This is a genomic window from Levilactobacillus humaensis (assembly GCF_024345185.1).
GTDB lineage: Bacteria > Bacillota > Bacilli > Lactobacillales > Lactobacillaceae > Levilactobacillus > Levilactobacillus humaensis.
In genome coordinates, this window is the sequence record NZ_BROB01000014.1 from 27,670 (window position 1) to 48,408 (window position 20,739).

Sequence of the window (20,739 nt, forward strand, 5' to 3'; positions counted from 1 at the left end):
AGATCGTTCGTGGTACCACCCAAATTTCAGAAGACAAACACCGTTGCCTTCCCTCAGCGTGCCGTATCGGGGCAAACCGCCGTCGCTTACTCAAGGTTCAGCCACGGAACTTGGAGAATGATACCGTCTAAAAGAGCGGGTGTCGGCCTCTCACCATCGCCGACTCGCTAAAACCATCCGATTAGACTGCTTATTTCTCTGTCATTTTTTATTTACTTTTGGTCGTAATGTTCCTGATCGTTATCTGGGAAAATCACAACGGTTTCCCCCTGATCAGTGTCCGTATCGGTAACGGGGGCTTCCTGAACGGGAGCTTCTTCCGTTGCTTGCGGTGCAGTTGAGTTTACGCCCTGAGTTGCCCCATTGTCAAGTCGATCGCCGACGACCTTCTTGATCTCTTCGTAGCTCGACATTGACCCTTCCTTAAGCAAGCTGTCCCAGTCGTTGGACTTCACAACTTCCAACTGACTTTCCAGCATCACCTGAAGACGTTGCCGGAAGACCCGGGTGCTCTTCTTCAAGTCATCGGTCTCCACGGCTAACTTCTTAGCGCGCTTAGAGGCCTCCGTCATGATTTGATTACCCTTGTTGGTTGCTTCTGAAACGATGTCGGAGCTTTGCTTCTGAGCTTCGCGAATAATAATCTCGGATTCTTTTTGTGAGTTGGCCTTAACCTTGTCCGCGGCCTCCTGCGCAACCAGAATGGATTGATTTAAGGAATCTTTCAAGTCGTTAAAGTACTTGAGTTTGCCATTGGCAGAGTCGAGTTGTTCCTCTAATTCCTTGTTGTGATTCAACGTAATTTGGTAATCCTTGATGATCTGATCCAAGAAATCATTGACCTCATCAACGTTGTAACCACGCATCTTCGTACCGAATTCTTTATTATGAATGTCTAATGGACTTAATACCATCTTATTGTTCCCTCCGCATCTATTTCTTCAGCACCGCTAGGGTGACCCGAATCTTTTCTTTCTTGGTTTTCCCGGCAACTTCATCCAAGCGCACCCGACCAAAGCCCCGTACGGACACGATATCCGCGACATCGAGTTCATAATCTGGTTTAGTCGTTTCCGCCCAGTTAACCCGGACGTGGTCCGCCTCAATCAGTTCCTTCGCCCGATGACGGGAGAGGTGGAATCCGGTTCCAACAATATTGTCCAACCGTAAGGAGGACAGGGTTGCTGATTCGGACTCCCACTCGTTCAGTGGCGCAATCAACTCGTTAAAGTCAGCCGGCGTCAGTCGCGCTTTCACCCGACCGATGTGATCCACCTGACCCACAAGATAATCCATCATGGACTTCTCCGTTACCACTTGCCAGACTTGGCCATCCGTTAAGATGTCACCAAGAATTTCACGTTCAATTCCGGCACCTAACAAGGTCCCTAAAATCTGACTGTGATGCAGCGTGGCAAACTTGACCGGGTAATCGACCCGCAATAGGCGCAATTCAAAATCGGCCTCGGTGGGTTCGAAATAGTCGGGAAAGAACAGGGCCCGTCGCATCTCTGCATGCTCATGGCCACCGCGGAACTGAACCTTAACATCCGCTCGGCGGGCTAAGGTGGTGGCAATGTACACCTGACGAGGATTCAAGAAATGGGTGAGAACCGGGCGATACTCGTCCGCAACCTGTTGTAACCATTCGCCAATGGCGTCAATGAACGGCGCCTCATCCGGCCGAAAGTGTTGCGTTATATTCTCATCCACAGCTTCCCCTCCTCACTTAATGAGCTTATAACATCATTCTGAATAACATGATTTCAACCGCACGTAACCCGTATTGAACCAAGGTTAACACGATGATCCCCACAACTGGACCGAAGCCCAAGGGTCCCACCGACGCAAAGTTGAAGTAGCTTAAAAATGGTTCTACTAGGCGTGTAATGACCTGGCCCAATTTAGATTGATAGGCACCAGGCAACCAGCTGAGTAGCGCATACACCACGATTAGGAGTATGTACGCCCGCACCAGCCAGTCTAACGCCGTAAAGATCAAGCTTACGATCGACAGCACAACATCGCTCCTTTATGGTTTGAACTGATTTCCAAGGTTAGCTGCCACATCCCCGCTGACTTCGAAATTATGCGGGGTGCACAGAAAGATCTGTTCACCCACCCGCTTGATTTCGCCGCCGACGGCATAGGCAGTTCCGTTTAGAAAGTCAACGATCCGCTGTGCTTGGGCTTCATCTACCCTTGCAAAATTGACGATAACCGCGTCGCCAGCTGTGAGTTGCTTAGCAATCGACTTGGCATCGGAATAAATTCGTGGCTCGCAGATCGCAATATGACTCGAATTAGGTTTTGCAGACCGCATAGCGACCACCTTTCGACTATCAACCGGCCGTGTTTGGGCAGTTGGTTTCGGCTTAACTACGGGAGTTGTCGATTCCTGATAGTCTTCGTCATAATCATCGTCCATTCCGAAAAACTTACTGAGACTAAACTTTTCCGCCATGGTTGGCCACTCCTCTCACAACGAATTTTTACTGACTACTTCCGCCGACGCTTGAAGAATGGCGGCGTGTCCTCTCCCCGATTACCATCATCATCGTTGGCATCGTCAGAGCTTGGATTGAAGATGTTGAAGTCGGGCTTGTCGACCCCAGCAAATTCATCATGACTCTGGGTAGAACGCTTAGGTTCTGGACGGTGGGCTGGTTCACGAATGTCCCAGTTACCGAATGGATCTTGTTCGTTTTCTTTCGTTGGTTGGCTCTGTTGGTCGTTAGACCCCTTTTGTTCGCTACGACGGGCAACGCGACTGTGAGAAGCTTCGCGTTCCTCACGCTTCTTGTCGATCCCGGTAGCAATCACCGTAACCCGAACTTCATCGCCAAGTTCTTCGTCAATTGACGTCCCGAAGATGATGTTCACGTCACTGGTAGCAGCATCCGACACGATCTGTGAAGCTGCTTGAGCCTCAAACAGAGACAAGTCGGGACCACCCGTGATGTTCAACAGAACTTGTTCGGCACCGTCGATGGAGACTTCCAACAATGGTGACGAGATGGCCTTCTTAGTGGCATCTTCCGTGCGGTTTTCACCACTAGCGGAACCGATACCCATTAAGGCAGACCCTTGATCTTTCATAACCGTCTTCACATCGGCAAAGTCCAAGTTCACATAACCAGGACTCGTGATCAAGTCGGAAATCCCTTGAACCCCTTGACGTAAGACGTTGTCGGCTTCTTGGAAGGCTTCCATCATTGGGGTCTTCTTGTCGACAATCTCTAACAGACGGTTGTTAGCCAGAATGATTAACGTGTCGACGTTTTCCTTCATGGCTGCGACCCCTTCGGCCGCAAAGCGGGCACGACGAGGGCCTTCGAAGCTAAATGGCCGCGTCACAACGCCGACCGTTAAGGCCCCGTTGTCCTTGGCAATCTTAGCCACGATTGGGGCGGCACCGTTACCGGTACCCCCACCCATTCCGGCAGTGACGAAGACCATGTCGGCCCCTTGAAGGGCTTCCGTGATCTGTTCTTCACTTTCTTCGGCAGCCTTGGCCCCAACTTCGGGGTTGGCACCGGCACCCAGACCCTTGGTTAATTTCGGCCCGAGTTGGATTTTAGTTTCAGCTTTGGAAGCTTCCAAAGCCTGAACGTCAGTGTTAGCAACGATAAATTCGACACCTTTAACATCTTCAGTGATCATTCGGTTAACGGCGTTGTTACCACCGCCACCGACCCCGATAACTTTAATGTTAGCGCCATGATTTTGAGCAGAATCTAGTGAGTATTCCATGTTTATCTTTTCCTCCATCTCGCGTTAGTCAAAGAAGTCGCTGAAGAACTTCCGGAACCCTTCGCCCCTTTTTTTCTTCACTTTCGGTTTTGCCTTTGGACGCGGTGCCGATTGGGTCGAAACGTCGTTGGCTGTATCTTCCACAGCCTCGCGTTGTCGAATCTCATCGGTCTCGTCAGCGAGTTGGGTCGAGCCTGTTAAAGCGCTCTTAATAAGTAAGTCAATCTCACTGAGACCCCCAAAGTATTTCACTAATGCCAAAGCTAAGGTAAATGATGGGTGACGCAATCCCATTTGATCTGGGATGTAGACACGCACGTTGGTGCCAAATTCGGCCGTAGCTAAATCTGTAATCCCAGGCAGTGCGGCAACCCCACCGGTCAGGATAATCCCACCAGGTAATTCTAACGCCTGAACCTTATCCAGATTCGTGCGTAGACGCTGGAAGACTTGGTCCAACCGGGCTTCGATAATCTCCGCCAAATACTTCTCAGAGATCGGCGTCGGTTGACTCTGACCCACGACGTCGACAGGGAACTCGTCTTCATCGCTAGCCTGACTTGAATCGGCGTAACCATAGTCACGCTTCAACTTCTCGGCACTGTCGATCGAGGTATTCAAGACCACGGAGATATCCTTGGTGATGAATTGGCCCCCTTCTTGGTCAACGTCAATGTACTTTAATTGGTGGTCGTGAATGACAGCGGCAGTCGCTTGGCCGCCACCCAAATCGATCAGGACGGTCCCAAAGTCTTGTTCACCATCATTCATAACCATCATGCCTTGGGCCATCGGATTGATAACGGTGCCCCGAACGTGTAAGCCAGCCTGTTCGACTGCTTTACGCGTATTGTGCATGATCGTCTTCGGTCCCGTAAACAGGGTGCCGTGGAGCTCGAGACGAACCCCAACCATCCCACGCGGATCCTTGATGCCATCGAAGCCGTCGACCACAAACTCATCGGCAAGGACTTCAACCACTTCACGTTCCGGTGGCAGGCTCTGAATGAGTGCGGCCCCCGCCACACTCCGAACATCCCGACCGGTAATCTCCCGGGATTGATCGTCAATGGCAATCATCCCGCTACATGGTTCAATTTTTAACATATTTGCGGGAATTCCCACAATCACATCATGAATCTCGATGCTGGCCTTCTCTTCGGCTTGTCGAATGGCCCGCTGAATTGCTTCAGCAGCCTTGTCAATATCGACGATAACGCCGCGACTGACACCATTCGAACGTTCATTTCCCACACCAATAACGTTCATTTGCCCTTTAACATTCTCAGCAACAATGACTTTTATTGAGGTGGTTCCTATATCGAGACCAACGTACATCCCTGAATTATCCATAGAAAAAGGAACCTCCTAAGTTAATCTACTATCAACACTGCATGAATTCGCTTTTTCCCCTAATTATTTTTCAGTTTACCACATTTACTAGGGGTTGAAAAAGCCTTATTGACGCTTTTTCGTCACTGCAATCAAAATGAATTATTTCTTGAAGGGATATGAGTACGCCCCGACTTCCAAATTGACAACACCTTTTTGTTTCATCTTCGCCGCAATCCCTGGATAGTACGCCATTTTTTTCGCGAAAGACGGGATACTTGCGTAGACTTCATTCCCATCATTCATGAATAAATGAACCCGGTTCGGATTGTCCTTCGTGGGTGCCGCCTGAATTTCACTGATGCTGCGTTTAATTTCGGCATCTAGGCGCGCATACTGCAAGATCATCCGATGCAGGGTTTTCGCCTGCTTAAATTTACTGTAAACCGGGGTGCCACTCTTCGGCTGGGAGACAGATTGTTCGCTCACCACGCCGTTTTCGAGGATCTCATCGTACTTGCTTCCCCGCATCACGTAGCCCGCCGTGTCATATTCAACGATGGCGATCGTCGCATGATTGGGTTGGCGAAAGGTAATTTTAGCTTGCTTGATTCGTGAATTTCGTTTCGGGGCCTGACGCTCAAATGACGCCGTGTGTCCGAATAACGAATAGATGGATGCCCCAGAACGAACCTGAACGGCATCCTCAACCTCTCTGGCCGTCAGTGCATGCGCACCGGTAACCGTCACTTTTTGAAAGTGGCTTAGTGGACAGAGCAGGTAAATCATAACCAAGATGACCGCCGTGAAGCTGGTCAAGAGAATGGTCAATCGCCGAACTAACTTACGGTTTCGTTGATGTTTTAACCGTGGTAATTTATCGCCAATGCGCTTGGCCTGGTGAATCCAGTTCGGCGTCCGGCGCTGCTTTTTCTTGGCGGCCGCCTGAAGCTGGTAATCTTCCCACGGGGTCAACGACTGTTGTTGCTTTTCATCATGCCGGTTAAGGCGAAACTTCATGGCTGGTCACCTCCCGCTTCATGAAATAAAATCGGCTAGCTAGTTGCGCTTGAGGGCTAGCACCACATCCAAGACGCGGTCGGCGGCATCAGGTACGCCCAACTGCTTGGATGCCTGGGCCATGTCCTGACGCAGTGCATCGTCATTCATCAATTGATCGGCCTTGGCAACTAGGGTTTCTCCGGTCAAGTCAGCTTCTTTGATGATTTCAGCGGCTCCCACGTTAACCAAGGACTGGGCGTTCTTGGTTTGGTGGTCCGCCGTGACATACGGACTAGGAATCAGAATTGAAGGAATCCCGTCCGCCGTAATTTCAGCCAGGCTAGTTGCCCCGGCACGACCAACAATGGCCGCCACCTTTGGCAAAACCTCTGGCATGTTAGGAATGTAAGGCTTCACGACGACGTTGTCATTGAGCGTCACATCTTTTAACTGGTCCATGACGCCATCATAACGCTTCTGCCCCGTAACGAAGACCACTTGGTAGTCGCGTTGATTGAAAGCAGGAATGGCTGCCACCGTAGCGGCGTTAATCTTCAAGGCCCCTTGAGAGCCCCCGAAGACTAATAAGGTTGGCCGATTATCCTGCAAATGGTATTCCGACCAACTGAAGTGGCTAACCACCTCGGCAGCTTCCTGCGCCCGGGGATTCCCGGTCTTGACCATCTTATTGGCTGGTAACTGATCGACAGCCGCGTCAAAGACGTAGGCGATCCGGTCAACGTAACGACTCAGAAAACGGTTGGTAATTCCAACCACACTGTTTTGTTCATGAATCATCGTGGGAATATGTAGACGACTCGCGGCATAGACCACGGCACCGGAAACGTAACCCCCGGTACCGACCACGACGTCGGGCTTGAACTCCCGAATCATCTTCTTGGTCTCGTGGACACTCTTCAAGAACAGGTAAACCGTCTTGAAGTTTTCAAATGAAAGCGACCGTTTGAACCCTTGGATCTTAGTTGACTTGAAGGGAATTCCCTTGGCCGGCACGATGGAACTTTCCAGTCCCCGTTCAGACCCCACGTAGAGGACCTCTGCATCAGGGTCACGCTTCTTTAAGGCTTTGATTAGGGCGAGTGCCGGGTAGATATGACCCCCGGTCCCCCCACCAGATACAATTAATCGCATGTTATTTTTCCTCCTGCTTACCCGTCAACTGTTCAACGGCTTTGATAAACCGGTCCCCCCGAACCTCGAAGTTCGGGTATTGATCCCAGCTTGCGTTCGCCGGTGAGAGTAAGACGATATCTCCCGGTTCGCTAAGTTCATAGGCCAATGGGACGGCCGTTTCAACGTTCTCGGTTAAGCGAATCGTTGGAATTCCCGCCTGTTTAGCTGTATCTTCCAGTAATTTAGCCGTCTGGCCAAAGAGGATGATCGCTTTCACGTGGTCCTTGAAGGATGGCACCATCTTCTCAAAGGTGTAGCCCCGATCGAGGCCACCAGCTAGGAGCACTACGGGGGCCTTGAAGCCCTTCAAGGCCATCTCAGTTGCTTCCATGTCGGTTGCCTTGGAGTCGTTGTAATACTGCCGACCCTCGGCCTCTAACACGAACTGGGTCCGATGCCGAACCCCACCGAAGCTCTTGAGAACACTGACAATAGCGGCCGTGCTGACCCCCTTAATCTTGGCAACCGCGATAGCTGCCAGGGCATTCTCGACGTTGTGATCGCCGGGAACCTTGATGTCGGCCGCGGCCATGATCTTTTCACCGCGGAAATACAAGACACCCTCACGCTCGTAAGCCCCATCTTCAGACTGATCTTGCCGCGTGAACGGCACCACCTTGGCGGCTGAATGGGTGCTTAATTCTCGCCATTCTGGATTGTCAAAGTTGACCACGAAGTAATCGTCGGCCGTTTGGTTGGCCGTAATCTTCATTTTGGCGGCGACGTAGTTAGCTCGCGTCTTGTGATAATCCAAGTGATTGGAGAAGATGTTCGTCAAAACGGCGATATGGGGGTGAAATTCGGTCGTCCCCACCAACATGAAGCTAGAGACTTCGAGAACCAACGTATCCTCAGCTGTCAGTTTTTGAGCCACCATGCTAGCTGGTACGCCGATGTTACCGGCGTAGCGGGCATGGCCGGCCTGCCGATCATGTTCCAACATCTTTTGAATCATTGTCGTCGTGGTGGTTTTCCCGTTACTCCCGGTCACCGCGACCAACTCAGCATCTGCTACTTCGCCTGTCAGTTCCATTTCAGTGATAATCGGCAGCTTGAGCTCTAAAGCTTTCTTGACGATTGGCACATCGTAAGAGATGCCAGGATTCTTCACCATAAGGTCGTAGCCGGCGTCTAAGAGGTCTGGGGTCTGTGACCCTAAGATGACCTTAAACCCCGCTTGTTCGAGCTCCTGAGCGTCTTTATTCTGCTCTAATGGCTGAACATCACTCACCGTGACCACGGCACCCAATCGTTTTAGTAATTTAGCTGCATTGGTTCCACTCTTTGCGAGTCCCAGAACCAAGACCTTCTTACCCTCATATCGCTTAATCTGCTTCATAACTCCGTTCGCTCTCCATTTCTTTCTTATACCTGATATAAAAAAGCTAGCTTGACTCTAACGAGCAAGCTAGCCCATTAGTCTTCAGTCGTTAGTTTGCTAACATGACCCAAACACCACTAACTGCGGTAACTAATCCAATTCCCCAGAAGGTAAAATCAATCTTCCATTCGCTCCACCCCAACATTTCGAAGTGATGATGAATGGGACTCATGAGGAAAATTCGCTTACCTGTTAGTTTGAATGAGGCCACTTGCAAAATAACACTCGCCGTCTCAATCACAAAGACCAACCCGATCCACAACAGGGATAATTCGTGGTGTAACAGGATGGCAACTGCCGCTAAGGCACCGCCTAAGGCCAAAGATCCCGTATCTCCCATAAATATCTTAGCTGGCTTGTGATTAAAGATGAGAAAACCGAGAAGACCGCCGACTACGGCGAAACAAAAAATCGCAATGTTTAATTGATGTTGTTGGAAGGCCACGACCCCATAGGCCGCAAAGGCAATGCTAGCCAACCCACTCACCAAGCCATCCAGACCATCAGAGAGGTTCACCGCATTGGAGAAACCAACCAACCATACAATAATAAAGAGCGCATACCAACCGCTCATCGTCCAATCCCCGAATCCGGGAACGTGGAGCGCCATTGGTAACTGTTCATGGGTGTAAACCCAGAACAAAATGAGGGCCCCAACAATCTGGCCGAGCATTTTCTGCCAAGCCTTGAGTCCTTCATTTTGACGATGGAACAACTTGATACTGTCATCCCAGGCACCTAAGCCCCCATACAATACGAGGATAAATAACAAAATCCACGTGGTTGGTAAGACGTGGTGCGGCTGGACTATCCAGCTCGTTGCCAGGGTCATGACCACAATCGCAATCATGTAGAGCAACCCACCCATGGTTGGCGTCCCGGACTTCTTTTCGTGCCAGCTCGGGCCCTCTTCACGAATCATTTGGCCTTCATGCCGGGCACGGAAGTAACGAATTAAAGCGGGCATAAATGCCACGGTAATTAGAAAACTACCCACCAGGGGTAACAAAATAGTCATCATTGTTCCAATCAATCCTCATTCTCATTTATTTTGGCGTAAAGTGACCGCTAACGTGGCGCCAGACCCCACCGTGGTACCTGCCTTGATACTCTGCTTGGTGACGTACCCGTCGCCAGTCACGTTCAGCTTTAAGCCTTCAATCTGTGCTAATTTTACCACATCACCCTTCGACCAGCCGGTCAAACTTGGCAGAGCGACAGTACCGCCCGTCTTGATGAAGACCCGTTGATCCCGGTATAACGTGGTTCCAGCCGTTACTGACTGTTTTTGAACTTTTTGTCCAGTGCCCAGAGTTGTGACGGTCGCCCCAGCCTTGGTTAGGGCCTGGGTTGCGCTCGCTACCGATTGTCCGGTAACCGATGGCATCTTGTTTTCCTTCGCATTCGTGGTCTCGGTATCCTCTTGTAAGGCCCGAGCCATCACAGGTTTCATGATGGAAGCCAATAGCTGAGTCGCCGTTTTGCTCCCCAGATGCGGTTGCTTCATTGTGATATACATGACGTACTTCGGATGACTCGCCGGCACCATGGCAGCTACGGAATACAGGTAGTTGTCATCCCCGGAGAGATACCCGGACTTCCCAGAACTGACTTGTGCTGTCCCCGTCTTGACGGCAACCCGTTCCCCACTCATTTTGTAGTCGGCTCCAATACCGTACTTCTTATAAACGACATCTTCCATGTGTTTCCGAACGGATTTCGCCGTCGACGCGGAGATAGGATTGGATACAGCCTGTGGTCCATAAGCCTTGACCGTCTTGTTGGTGTTAGGATCGACGACCTTACTGATCACGTAAGGCTTCATCATCTTACCATCATTGCTGACGGCACTAAGCGCCTGCATCATTTGGAAGACCGTGACCTGAATCCCTTGACCAAACGCGGTATCGGCCTGTTCAATTGGTCGTTGAAAGGCGATACTCCCGGTCAATTCACCTGGCAGTCCTGACTTGGTACTCTTCAAGAAGTGGAATCGGTCGATGTACTTCTTCCACGTCTTGTGACCCATCTGTTGTTCCAAATGGGCCATGGCAACGTTACTGGAAACAGCAAACCCCTTGTTATAGGTGATCGTCCCCCAGCCCGCCGTATTCCAGTCAGGCACAACTTGATTTCCAATGGTGTATTTACCAGATTGATACGTGGCATTGCCGTTGTAATTCCCACTGTCGATCGATGATGCCAGCGTGAAAATTTTCATAGTTGATCCGGGTTCGTAGGCATCTTGAACCAATGTGTTCCGCCAGACCTTGTCGAGCCCTTTCTTGGTCGTCGCGTTAAATGTTGGCCGCTGAGTCGCCGCTAAAATGGCCCCAGTCTTGGCGTTCATGAGGACAGCATTCATCGAGTTGGCCTTGACCTGTCCCTGAACCTGGCTCATCTCAGTTTCCAGAAGCGTCTGCAACCGGGTATCCAGCGTCGTATAGACGTTATCCCCATTCTTGGCCTTCTTAGCCTTCTGCTTAGTCCCTGGCAACTGATAACCGTACATATCTTTTTTAATCTTCTGGGACCCATTTGTTCCCGTTAATTCCTTGTTGAAAGCTTGCTCCAGGCCCATCGACCCCGTGAGTGTTGTTTGTCCGGCCTTATTTGTCTGCGCCTGAGCCAAACCAATCAGATGAGAGGCAAAGACCCCATTGGGATATAGGCGAGACTCCTGTTGAATGAAGTTCACCCCACTGAGATGTTTGGCCTGAATCTTTTGCTTGGTCGTCAACGAAATATTCTGACCCGCCGTCCCAAATTCAACTTGGAACGGATGCCCGGAACTCGGATTCAATGTTGCCAAGGCTTTCTTCCGACTGATCGGTAGATACTTGGCGAGCACGTCAGCCACTTTTTCCTTATTGGTCACATAGAGTTTCTGGCCATCGACACTCTTCTGTCGTTTGTCCAGCACCACATAGAGGGAGTACACACTCGTATCCTCAGCGATCGCTTGGCCGTTGGCATCGTATATCGTTCCCCGTCTAGCCTTCAGCGTTTCATTAGCTGTATAGAGCTTCTGAGCTGAGGTACTGAGGTTCACGTTTTGAACCTTTTTCCCAATGGAGATATACGAAAAGCGACCAACGATCAAGATAAACACACCAAGGAAAAGGCAAAAAAGAAAAATACCGAAACTCTTCCGATTTCTGCGCGGATGCTTATTTGTCATTTGTCGCTTTTGAGAATCATTCATTATTTGTTAACATTCCTTATTCTGTCATTTTCCAAGGTCAAGCCTTGCTTTTTGGCAATTTTATCAAGCCGGCTACGACTCTGCAACTCATTTATTTCTTGTTGCGCGTTGGTATTGCGATTTTGATACGTCGTGACAGAATTATTGATACTTTGAAGGTCGTGAACGGTATTGGACATCGCGATTTTAGTGGATACAACACTTACCATTAGTAAGGCCAAAACCAGGCCACAAACGGTCATTAAACACTTTTCAAATTTGGAGAATGGCAGGCGTTTGCCCGACGGTGTGGGATCACTGACGGGTTGAGCCTGTCGTTGAGGTTGTTCTATGTTGGGGCGTTGTTGGGGTTCGGCTGTGAGAGGAACCGCTTCAGCTAAGTTATTTTGCGCCATAATTGATCATCTTCCTATGTCAATATTTAGTGATTGTATAAACTACTTAATTTTTTCTAAAATTCGTAATTTTGCACTGTGGGCACGATGGTTAGCCGCCAATTCTTCCTCAGAAGGTAAAATCGGCTTGCGGTTAACCAACTTGTAATCTGGCTGCAAGTTGTCGGGAATTACCGGAATTCCGTGGGGGAGTTCTGGCAATGAGGACTGTTCGCGGAACATGGTCTTCACCAACCGGTCTTCAAGCGACTGGAAGGTAATGGCACTGATACGACCATGGAGCGCTACTAATCCGACAGCTTGTTCGAGTGAATCCTCCAAGGCCCCTAATTCGTCGTTGACAGCGATTCGGATGGCTTGGAAGACCTTCTTGGCGGGATGGCCCCCGTGACGACGTGCCGCCGCGGGAATCCCTTCCTTGATGATGTCGACCAACTGCCCAGTCGTGTCGATTGGGGCCTCTGCCCGATGCCGTTCAATGGCTCTAGCAATCGGTTTGGCAAACTTCTCTTCACCGTATCGGTGGAAGATCCGCATCAAGTCATTGAACTTCCATTCGTTAACCACGATCCAAGCGGTAAGTTCTGCACTCTGGTCCATGCGCATGTCCAGTGGCGCATCATGCTGGTAGCTGAAACCGCGGTCAGCCTCGTCAAACTGTGGTGAGGAAACCCCTAAGTCATAGAGAATGCCATCGACTTCGGTCACGCCCCGAGCATTTAACTCGGCCTTAATGTCACGGAAATTACTCTTAATAAACGTTAGATTCCCACTGTCGAGATATTTTTTAAGGTGTTCTTGATTGTATGTAATTGCGGTCTGGTCCTGATCGAACGCGTATAAGTGACCTGTCGTCAACTGCTCCAGAATGCGTTGGCTATGACCGCCGCCGCCGAGAGTGCAGTCAACATAGATTCCCGTTGGCTTAATGGCTAAACCAGCCACCGCTTCCTTGAGCAGTACCGTTACATGATGAAAGTCTTCCATAAACACTCTCCTCTCCTTTAGCTACATGCCGAAATCAATCAGATTTTCGGCGATATCATCGAAGTCTTCTTCGGCAGCGGCAGAGAAAGTCTCCCACCGTTCCTGACTCCAAATTTCAAAACGATTAGCCACACCCACAATGACACATTGTTTAGCCAATGCGGCATGGTCTCGTAACGATTTTGGTAAGTTAATTCGGCCTTGTTTGTCGAGCTCACATTCAGTCGCCGCGGAGTAGAAGAACCGGACAAAGGCCCGGGCATCCTTACGGTTCACTGGCAAGGCTTTCAATTTCTCTTGTAATGCCGACCACTCGGTCATTGGATAGCCGAATAAACAACCATCCATCCCCCGGGTAACCACGAATTGTTCCCCAAGTTGGTCGCGAAATTTAGCGGGAATAATAAGTCTGCCCTTGGCATCAATTGAATGCTCGAATTCACCCATGAACATGACCATTACCCCCTATTTGTAACTATTGTCAAGTTTACCACACCCCCCCACTTTCTACCACAACGTTTCCGAATTTTTATAAATTTCCCCACTTGCACCAAAAAAGCCACGGCGAACACTTGTTCACCGTGGCTGAAAGCCCTTTACCAAGACCCTAAAAAACTGGGTTCTTAGTCAAGTTTATTTATATTTATGCATAAAATTAGCTAATGGCTAACAGGAAACAAACCATAAACCCTAGCAACCAATATAAGTCGGTTAATCGCCAGAAAGTTTTAAAGAACGTCGGGTAGATAATTTCGTGGTCCTGAACGGCTTGAATGATGGTGACCAAGATACCAATCGCCATCCAACCAATGACCAACCAGGGGAGCACAACGCCCGCCCCATGCGGGATCAGTGCCAAGGCACAGAACAAGAATAGCGGTGCCATGAGATCCCAGACACTCAAGCCTGTCGGCCAACGGTGTCCGAGCAATCGTTTCACCCCACGAAAAATGATGTAGCCAATGACCAGTATGACCAGTTTTCCGGCTGGTGACGCCCAAAACGACATGCAACTTCCCCCCACGACTTCTGTTCTAATCGTATCGCTGACGCTACCCAAGGCAGGTGTGCACCGGCGACTCTTCGTTATATTATAGGGATTTCCACCATCAGTTGCAATTCACTTTTATAACAACTCGTTGACAACTTTGCCGCGACTGTTGCATTTCACCCCCACCCACGGTAAACTAATTGAGTAAATTGGGACGCAAAGAGGTGGCTATTCGCGCATGGAAAAGAAAAAGAAATCAACATTTCAAAAAATTACCAACGTTTTCGTTTGGATCATGATTATCGCAACTATCGGCTCCTTAGTCTTCGGGGCAATTGCATCCCTCGGCTGGATGGGCTAATCATGTCGCTACCTTTGTTCGCAGGGTAGCGTTTTTTTATGCTGGTATTTACCAAGCTCACTTAACAAACAAACTGACGCTAACTTAAAATACCGTCATCAGAAATCGGAATGACTTCGATTTCTGATGACGGTATTTTTTAATTTCTATTCATTGGGATCAGGCTTATCCGGTTGCTTGTAAACCTGGCGGGGCTTGCTCCCCTCCTGAGGTCCAATATACCCGCGCTGCTCCAGATCATCCATGATCCGAGCCGCCCGATTGTAACCAATCCGGAACCGACGTTGCAACAGCGACGTGCTAGCCTTCTGTTGATCTACCACGAAAGCCAAGGCATCGTCAAACAGGTCGTCATCGCTGTCACCAGCTTCCTCCTGTTTGAGTTCCTCATCGGTCACCATCATGTCTTCATCATATTCCGCCGTCTGTTGCTGCTTGATGAAGTCCACAACGTTCGCCACGTCCTCGTCGGGGATAAACGCCCCCTGGACACGGACCGGTGAATTGGCATCGACGGGTTGATAGAGCATATCTCCCCGACCCAACAGCTTTTCAGCACCGTTAGTATCGAGAATTGTTCGTGAGTCAATCCCACTGGAAACCGCAAAGGCAATCCGAGACGGCACGTTAGCCTTAATCAATCCGGTAATGACATCGACAGATGGCCGTTGCGTCGCCAAGATCATGTGAACCCCGGCGGCCCGTCCCATCTGGGCGAGTCGGATGATGGCATCTTCAACTTCGTTTGACACCGTCATCATCAGATCGGCTAATTCGTCCACGACGACTACGATATACGGTAACGTTGGCCGAGCTTGATCATCTTGGGCATTGGCCTTGCGAACGAAGGCATTGTACCCGGAGATCTTGCGTTGACCGAACTGGGAGAACAACTCATAACGCCGTTCCATTTCCGCCACGACCTTGTGTAGCGCCCGAGCGGCCTTCTTCGGCTCTGAAACCACTGGTGTCAATAAATGGGGAATCCCATTGTAGACACTCAGTTCGACCTTCTTGGGGTCAATTAGCATCAACTTCACTTGGTCTGGCCGGGCATTCATCAACATACTGGTAATAATGCCATTGATGGCCACGGACTTCCCACTACCGGTTGCCCCAGCAATCAGCAAGTGTGGCATCTTGGTGAGGTCCATCGTGACAACCTCTCCCGTCACATTGCGCCCTAATGGCACTTCTAGTGGTTTGTTCGGATGAGCCGGTTGAGCCTCGACCACATCACGAAAGGCAACGGTCGAGACTTCCTTATTGGGCACTTCAATCCCAATCAAGGACTTCCCAGGGATTGGTGCTTGGATCCGAATGCCCTTTGCCGCTAAGGCCAGGGCCAGATCATCGGCCAAGTTCACGATCCGAGAGACCTTCACCCCAATGGCGGGATGGAGTTCATATTCTGTCACCGATGGCCCCAGACTGACGTTCTTAACCTCGGCATCGACACCAAAACTATCGAGTGTCTGTTTTAAAATCTTGGTATTAGCATCGATCGCATTGACCTCATCCGTTTGGTCGGTCGGTGGGACCTGTTTCAACAGATCCGCTGTTGGTAATTTGTAATTGGGATCAACCGGTGTCCCGCTCGTTAAGTCAGGCGCCACGTCAGGCGTTGACTCCTCCTCGACCGGTTTGGTCTGAGGCTTAGTCGTCGGTCGGTCATTGGCCACCGTGATATGATAGCTCGGTTCTTCTTTTGGCTGGGGCTTCGGTTCGGGCAGATCCTTTTTCTCGGGGTCGACGATGGCCGTCGGTTGTGGTTGCGGCTTTCGTGCCCGCTCTTGATGCTTCTGCTTAGCCGCCGCACCCCCACGTTTAAGGGCTTGACCACTGGCATGCATCCCCTTAGACAGCCAACTCCAGGCCGTACTCGTCCAGCGCTGTAGGTCGGCAAAGGGAATCTGGAAGAACACGATAACCCCACCCGCCATGATGATCCAAGCGGCAACTTGTGCCCCCACTAACGCGATTAACCACGCCACGACGCTCAGTTCCAGGGCCCCAATCACCCCGCCACCGAGCTGACTCGTCAGCCCACCAGTAAAGAGATCGGCTAGCCCAGCGTGCCAGATCGTTGAGAGAAACTGGGCATGCTGATTGACCGTCACAAAGTGCGTCGCGGTAATCCACAGTAACCAGCCGGCGTAGACCAGGCCGCCGCCCCACAGATAGTGACGTTTAATGTGCGGCCAAGTTCCGGTAATTAACAAGGCTGCACCTAAGGCTCCCAGAACAACCAACCCAAATTGGTAGCTGTCCCCCAGGAACAAGCGAACCAAATTAGCACAAAGGATTCCTAGCAGCCCGAGATGAAAGAGCCCCAGGGCCACCAGTGCGATTAATATGAGGCCAATGACGTTACTGGTGTAAGGGAACGGCTGGTGACTGGTACGTCGCCGTTTAGTTGGACGCCGTTTGGTAGGCTTGCGGCGCGTTGTTTTTCGTTTGGTCGCCAAAGAACGGCCTCCTTTCAATCCAATTATTTCAGCTTATCGTGCGGATATTGGTGGACCCGCTCCAATCCTGGGAAGCTCTGCTGACGCAAGACTTCATAGATGACAATGGCGGCCGAGTTCGATAGGTTCAGTGCGCGAATATGACTGTCATCTTGTGGAATTCGAATACATTTCTCCATGTTTTTCCGCATAAAGGGTTCGGGTAACCCCGTTGTTTCCTTCCCAAAAAGGAAGTAATGATCGTTGTCATTAAGTTGGTAATCGGGATCCGTATAGTCCTGATCTGCAAACTTTGACACTAAGTAGAGCTGGGACAGATCCGGAATCGAATCCATAAAGGCTGGCAAGTTCTCGTGATACCGAACATCCACCTTATCCCAGTAGTCGAGGCCGGCGCGCTTCAAGTGGGCGTCGTCCACGGAAAACCCCAAAGGCTTGATTAAATCTAAAATAGTATCGGTTCCCGCACAGGTCCGGGCGATGTTCCCTGTATTAGCCGGAAACAATGGTTCGAATAAGGCAATATGATTCGTCATAACTCTCTTCTCCGTTCTGCTGGTTAAGTCTGTCTTCCGATTTGCGAGACAATTTTCCTCGCACCGTCTCATTATTATAGTCACGTCTGACGCGCTTTGACAAGGGACGATCCCGACTATTTTAGGGTTGCGTACGCCCAGCTCAACCGGAAAATTCTACGAATTTCACGGACCTAACATCCCCTGTCATAGAAAAAAGCAGTTCCTCGGTGTTGAAACGGCGAGGGGCTGCTTTAGTGAAGTGCAACTTGTCAGCCACCAACAGTGAGCCACTGATGTCGACTGCCAAACGATTTCTCATGTTCAATATAACACCGCTTTGTGAGCCGTGCAAGCGCCCTGCTCCAGGCACAATGCCCGTTATTCAGCGGTTTTCTGCGCGATCAGCAAGGTGACATCAACGGTAATACTATCGAACGGATTGGCTTGGATAGCAGCCAAGCGTTCCGGCGTCGCGCCCCAGTGCATCGGGGTCATCACGGTTAAATCACTAAACAAGGCCGTAGATACTGGGAATTGGTAGCGAATCCGTTTTGACGTCGCATTAGGATAATGTTGTTCGAAGAGGCGCAAGACTTTCCCATTGTCGTAGGTGGCGTGCGCACTCCCTGCTGGGAAGATACTGTGACGCAACTCAATCAGGTAATCTGAATTGGGAATCACCTTTAGCAGTTGCCCACCCGGTGCCAGTACCCGATTGAATTCCTGATAGGCCGAGGGTGAAAACAGATCGAGAACCGTCGTAAAGGCCCCATCACTAAAGGGCATCTTGGCTAGATCGGCGACACAGAAGAAGGCCGAGCTGGCTAATTGTGTCCCCAGGTTAATCCCGGCCTTCGAGAGGTCAAATCCAATGGCCGTGTCTCGTTGACCACGCTGGGCCAACACATCGGCTAGCGGCGTGCCTTCCCCACAACCAACATCGAGAATGGTCTGGGGTGTAGCGGGCATATTCGCAGCGAACGCCTGGGTAATTCCGGCAAAGAGTCCTGCCTGTAGCAAGCGGCGGCGAGCGGCTAACATGTCGTTGTCATATTCGCTAGCGACCGAACGCTGCATGAAGTACAGGGTTCCCTTTTTAGAGAGGTCCACGCGATGCCCATTCGGACATACGAGACTGTGGCCATCAACCGCATCATATGGCGTCAGACAGACCGGGCACCGAAACAGACCCGTATTCGCGGTTAGAAAGGCCGCCGCCTCATCAATTTTCTTCATCTGAATTTGCTTCCTTTTCCGTGACTGGCGGGACTTCAACGTATCCGCCTGCAAAATTTTGATACCAGTGGAACCCTTCCGTAGCCACAACGCGGATCACGGCATAGCCTGGGATTCCCAGAACCACTCCGAGGACCCCAAAGGCCTTCCCGGCGAGCAACAGGATAAAGATAATGGTTAGTGGGTGAATCTTTAAGGAGCTCCCCAATACCAGTGGTGAGATGAATCGACCTTCAACGGTTTGTTCCACCACAAAGACAATCAGCACCTTAACCAACATCCAAGGTGACATGAATGCCGCCACCACGACCGCGGGAATCATGGCCAGAAACGATCCGAGATACGGAACCAGATTCAAGACCCCTGCCATAATTCCAAGTAATAGCGCAAACTTCAACCCGACGATTAGAAAACCCACATAGAATAGTACGGCCACAAAGAAGGCCACGATTAATTGTCCGCGAACATAGTTACTAACCTGACGATTCATTTCCACCAACAAATGTTTGGTCGTCTTCCGGTACTTGATCGGTAAAATCTTGACCAAGTGATCTGGTAACTGGTGGCCATCTCGTAGGAGATAAAAGAGGATAAACGGTGCGGTCACAATGGCGACAACGACCGAGGCCACCCGACTCACAATACTCCCAACTGATGAAAAGGTCGTCTTTGCTAAGCTCGAGGCCGCCGTGGAGGAGCTATCCGAAAGCTGTTGATTGAACTGATCCAGCTGTGACTTTAGCCCACTTAGTCGGTCATCCTGAAGCCACAGTGACACGGTCCCGGACACTTGGCGCCAATAGTGTGGCCATTCCGTAATCAGGGTCGTCAATTGTTTCTGCACCATAGGAATCAAGCTACCGATTCCCCAGACTAGCAGCACAGCTACAATCACAAACAACCCCGTGATTGTCCAAGTTCGACCAATCCCCCGTTTTTCCAGTCGATCCACCACCGGATTCAACAGGTAGAAGCAGACGCCCGCAATGATAACGGGCAGTCCCACGATCTGCCAGACTAAAACGATGGGTGTTGCGAGCCATGGGACTTTACTTAGGACTAACAAAATGAGTAAAATGAGGAGCGTGATTGTTAATCCAGAGACCAGGCGGTTATTAACCACCCAGTTCCAGAACCACGACCGATTTTTATGAGACTCTGTCTTCAAAGGCTTCACTTCCGTTATTAAAGTGGGTATATTGTACCATACCACGGAGACCGGTGACGACTCTTGAAGAGAGAAAGGAATGAGACATTTGCGAATTATTGAACCATTATTGGAAAACTATGCTGACCTACCCAACGCCATTGAGGCAGGTGCCAAGCGCATCGCCCTCGCCGACAACCTTGCTGTCGGTGGCACGACTATCAGTAAGGGCGTCATGGGAGAAGCCGTCCGCTACGCCCATGAACACCAAGTCACCCTCGACGTCTTAATCGCCCCTAGAGGCGGTCACAGCCCTTATAACGATGTCGAAATCAAGATGATGGAGGCCGACCTGCTCGAGGCACAACAACTTGGCGTCGACGGTGCCATCTTTGGCGCCCTAACCACCCAGCATACGTTGGATGTCGAGGCTCTCAGCCTTCTCATCGCCGCAGCCGGTGGCATGACCATTACGTTCAGTACGGCCTTCGATGACATCCGGCCCCAAGACCGAGGAACCGCCGTTGATTGGCTTAGTAGCCAGGGCTTTGACTATGTCCTGAGTACCGGCGCTGCCAGTGATGACCGGTTGGCCGACTGGACCGCCACCAAGCGGCTCTTAGACTCCGTTAACTTGACGCTGGTTGCCAGCGGTCTCACAGCCCAAGAAATTGAACCCGTTGCTAAGGAACTTGGCACAAACTTCTTCTTTGGCACCGACGTCCTCAAGTAAAATTTTCTAAACGAAAGGCTCCCCACGTCTGTAAAT

General features: G+C 50.5%; 21 protein-coding genes. 2 read left to right on the forward strand and 19 right to left on the reverse strand.

The annotated features are described in order from the left end of the window. Positions 1 to 212 precede the first annotated feature (212 nt). The 15 genes from OCU14_RS06075 to OCU14_RS06145 form a co-directional block, all read right to left on the reverse strand. Positions 213 to 914 carry a DivIVA domain-containing protein gene (locus OCU14_RS06075; RefSeq protein WP_261810244.1) on the reverse strand — a complete coding sequence of 234 codons (702 nt, stop codon included), beginning with the start codon at positions 912 to 914 and terminating at the stop codon, positions 213 to 215. 19 nt (positions 915 to 933) lie between these two features. Next, positions 934 to 1,713, reverse strand: coding sequence for a YlmH family RNA-binding protein (locus tag OCU14_RS06080; RefSeq protein ID WP_261810245.1), 780 nt, complete (start codon positions 1,711 to 1,713; stop codon positions 934 to 936). Between the two features lie 25 nt (positions 1,714 to 1,738). Then, positions 1,739 to 2,020 carry a YggT family protein gene (locus tag OCU14_RS06085; RefSeq protein WP_057879406.1) on the reverse strand — a complete coding sequence of 94 codons (282 nt, stop codon included), beginning with the start codon at positions 2,018 to 2,020 and terminating at the stop codon, positions 1,739 to 1,741. Between the two features lie 12 nt (positions 2,021 to 2,032). Beyond that, complete coding sequence (locus OCU14_RS06090; protein ID WP_057879407.1) at positions 2,033 to 2,464, reverse strand: cell division protein SepF; 432 nt, start codon at positions 2,462 to 2,464, stop codon at positions 2,033 to 2,035. A gap of 35 nt (positions 2,465 to 2,499) precedes the next feature. Continuing rightward, positions 2,500 to 3,753, reverse strand: coding sequence for a cell division protein FtsZ (gene ftsZ, locus OCU14_RS06095; protein ID WP_261810246.1), 1,254 nt, complete (start codon positions 3,751 to 3,753; stop codon positions 2,500 to 2,502). 24 nt (positions 3,754 to 3,777) lie between these two features. Beyond that, positions 3,778 to 5,106, reverse strand: a complete 1,329-nt coding sequence (gene ftsA, locus OCU14_RS06100) for a cell division protein FtsA (RefSeq protein WP_261810247.1) — start codon at positions 5,104 to 5,106, stop codon at positions 3,778 to 3,780. 141 nt (positions 5,107 to 5,247) lie between these two features. Then, positions 5,248 to 6,105, reverse strand: a complete 858-nt coding sequence (locus OCU14_RS06105) for a cell division protein FtsQ/DivIB (RefSeq protein WP_261810248.1) — start codon at positions 6,103 to 6,105, stop codon at positions 5,248 to 5,250. A 39-nt stretch (positions 6,106 to 6,144) separates the two neighbouring features. Next, positions 6,145 to 7,239 (reverse strand): undecaprenyldiphospho-muramoylpentapeptide beta-N-acetylglucosaminyltransferase, encoded by a 1,095-nt coding sequence (murG, locus tag OCU14_RS06110; RefSeq protein WP_261810249.1) that lies wholly within the window; start codon positions 7,237 to 7,239, stop codon positions 6,145 to 6,147. 1 nt (position 7,240) lies between these two features. Beyond that, positions 7,241 to 8,620: a UDP-N-acetylmuramoyl-L-alanine--D-glutamate ligase gene (gene murD, locus OCU14_RS06115; RefSeq protein ID WP_261810250.1), complete on the reverse strand. Its 1,380-nt coding sequence runs from the start codon at positions 8,618 to 8,620 to the stop codon at positions 7,241 to 7,243. Positions 8,621 to 8,711: 91 nt separating this feature from the next. Continuing rightward, entirely contained in the window at positions 8,712 to 9,683 is a 972-nt protein-coding gene (gene mraY / locus OCU14_RS06120; RefSeq protein ID WP_373875076.1) for a phospho-N-acetylmuramoyl-pentapeptide-transferase, read from the reverse strand. 21 nt (positions 9,684 to 9,704) lie between these two features. Beyond that, complete coding sequence (locus OCU14_RS06125; RefSeq protein WP_261810251.1) at positions 9,705 to 11,867, reverse strand: penicillin-binding transpeptidase domain-containing protein; 2,163 nt, start codon at positions 11,865 to 11,867, stop codon at positions 9,705 to 9,707. Then, positions 11,867 to 12,262 (reverse strand): cell division protein FtsL, encoded by a 396-nt coding sequence (gene ftsL / locus OCU14_RS06130; RefSeq protein WP_057879415.1) that lies wholly within the window; start codon positions 12,260 to 12,262, stop codon positions 11,867 to 11,869. The genes OCU14_RS06125 and ftsL overlap by 1 nt, the downstream gene beginning before the upstream one ends. 42 nt (positions 12,263 to 12,304) lie before the next feature. Then, the gene (rsmH, locus tag OCU14_RS06135; protein ID WP_261810252.1) at positions 12,305 to 13,249 is read right to left on the reverse strand and encodes a 16S rRNA (cytosine(1402)-N(4))-methyltransferase RsmH; all 945 of its coding nucleotides are present in this window, start codon (positions 13,247 to 13,249) and stop codon (positions 12,305 to 12,307) included. 21 nt (positions 13,250 to 13,270) lie between these two features. Next, positions 13,271 to 13,702, reverse strand: a complete 432-nt coding sequence (gene mraZ / locus OCU14_RS06140) for a division/cell wall cluster transcriptional repressor MraZ (RefSeq protein WP_057879417.1) — start codon at positions 13,700 to 13,702, stop codon at positions 13,271 to 13,273. 202 nt (positions 13,703 to 13,904) lie between these two features. Continuing rightward, positions 13,905 to 14,258 (reverse strand): DUF3397 family protein, encoded by a 354-nt coding sequence (locus OCU14_RS06145; protein WP_261810253.1) that lies wholly within the window; start codon positions 14,256 to 14,258, stop codon positions 13,905 to 13,907. Between the two features lie 220 nt (positions 14,259 to 14,478). Between OCU14_RS06145 and OCU14_RS06150 the strand changes: the two genes are divergently transcribed. Further along, positions 14,479 to 14,601, forward strand: a complete 123-nt coding sequence (locus OCU14_RS06150; protein WP_125545224.1) for a DUF4044 domain-containing protein — start codon at positions 14,479 to 14,481, stop codon at positions 14,599 to 14,601. 146 nt (positions 14,602 to 14,747) lie between these two features. Here OCU14_RS06150 and OCU14_RS06155 read toward each other — a convergent pair whose 3' ends face one another. The 4 genes from OCU14_RS06155 to OCU14_RS06170 all read right to left on the reverse strand — a co-directional run bounded on the left by OCU14_RS06155 (position 14,748) and on the right by OCU14_RS06170 (position 19,991). Continuing rightward, a complete protein-coding gene (locus OCU14_RS06155; protein ID WP_261810254.1) occupies positions 14,748 to 17,069 on the reverse strand; it encodes an FtsK/SpoIIIE family DNA translocase in 2,322 nt (773 codons plus the stop codon). Between the two features lie 23 nt (positions 17,070 to 17,092). Then, on the reverse strand, positions 17,093 to 17,605 hold the full coding sequence (locus OCU14_RS06160; RefSeq protein ID WP_057879420.1) for a tRNA (cytidine(34)-2'-O)-methyltransferase: 513 nt from the start codon (positions 17,603 to 17,605) through the stop codon (positions 17,093 to 17,095). 360 nt (positions 17,606 to 17,965) lie between these two features. Continuing rightward, positions 17,966 to 18,823: a methyltransferase domain-containing protein gene (locus OCU14_RS06165; RefSeq protein WP_261810255.1), complete on the reverse strand. Its 858-nt coding sequence runs from the start codon at positions 18,821 to 18,823 to the stop codon at positions 17,966 to 17,968. Then, on the reverse strand, positions 18,810 to 19,991 hold the full coding sequence (locus OCU14_RS06170; protein ID WP_261810256.1) for an AI-2E family transporter: 1,182 nt from the start codon (positions 19,989 to 19,991) through the stop codon (positions 18,810 to 18,812). Before OCU14_RS06170 ends, OCU14_RS06165 begins: the two co-directional genes overlap by 14 nt. A gap of 79 nt (positions 19,992 to 20,070) precedes the next feature. Here OCU14_RS06170 and OCU14_RS06175 point away from each other — a divergent pair, with 79 nt between their 5' ends. After that, on the forward strand, positions 20,071 to 20,703 hold the full coding sequence (locus OCU14_RS06175) for a copper homeostasis protein CutC (RefSeq protein WP_261810257.1): 633 nt from the start codon (positions 20,071 to 20,073) through the stop codon (positions 20,701 to 20,703). Positions 20,704 to 20,739: the final 36 nt, after the last annotated feature.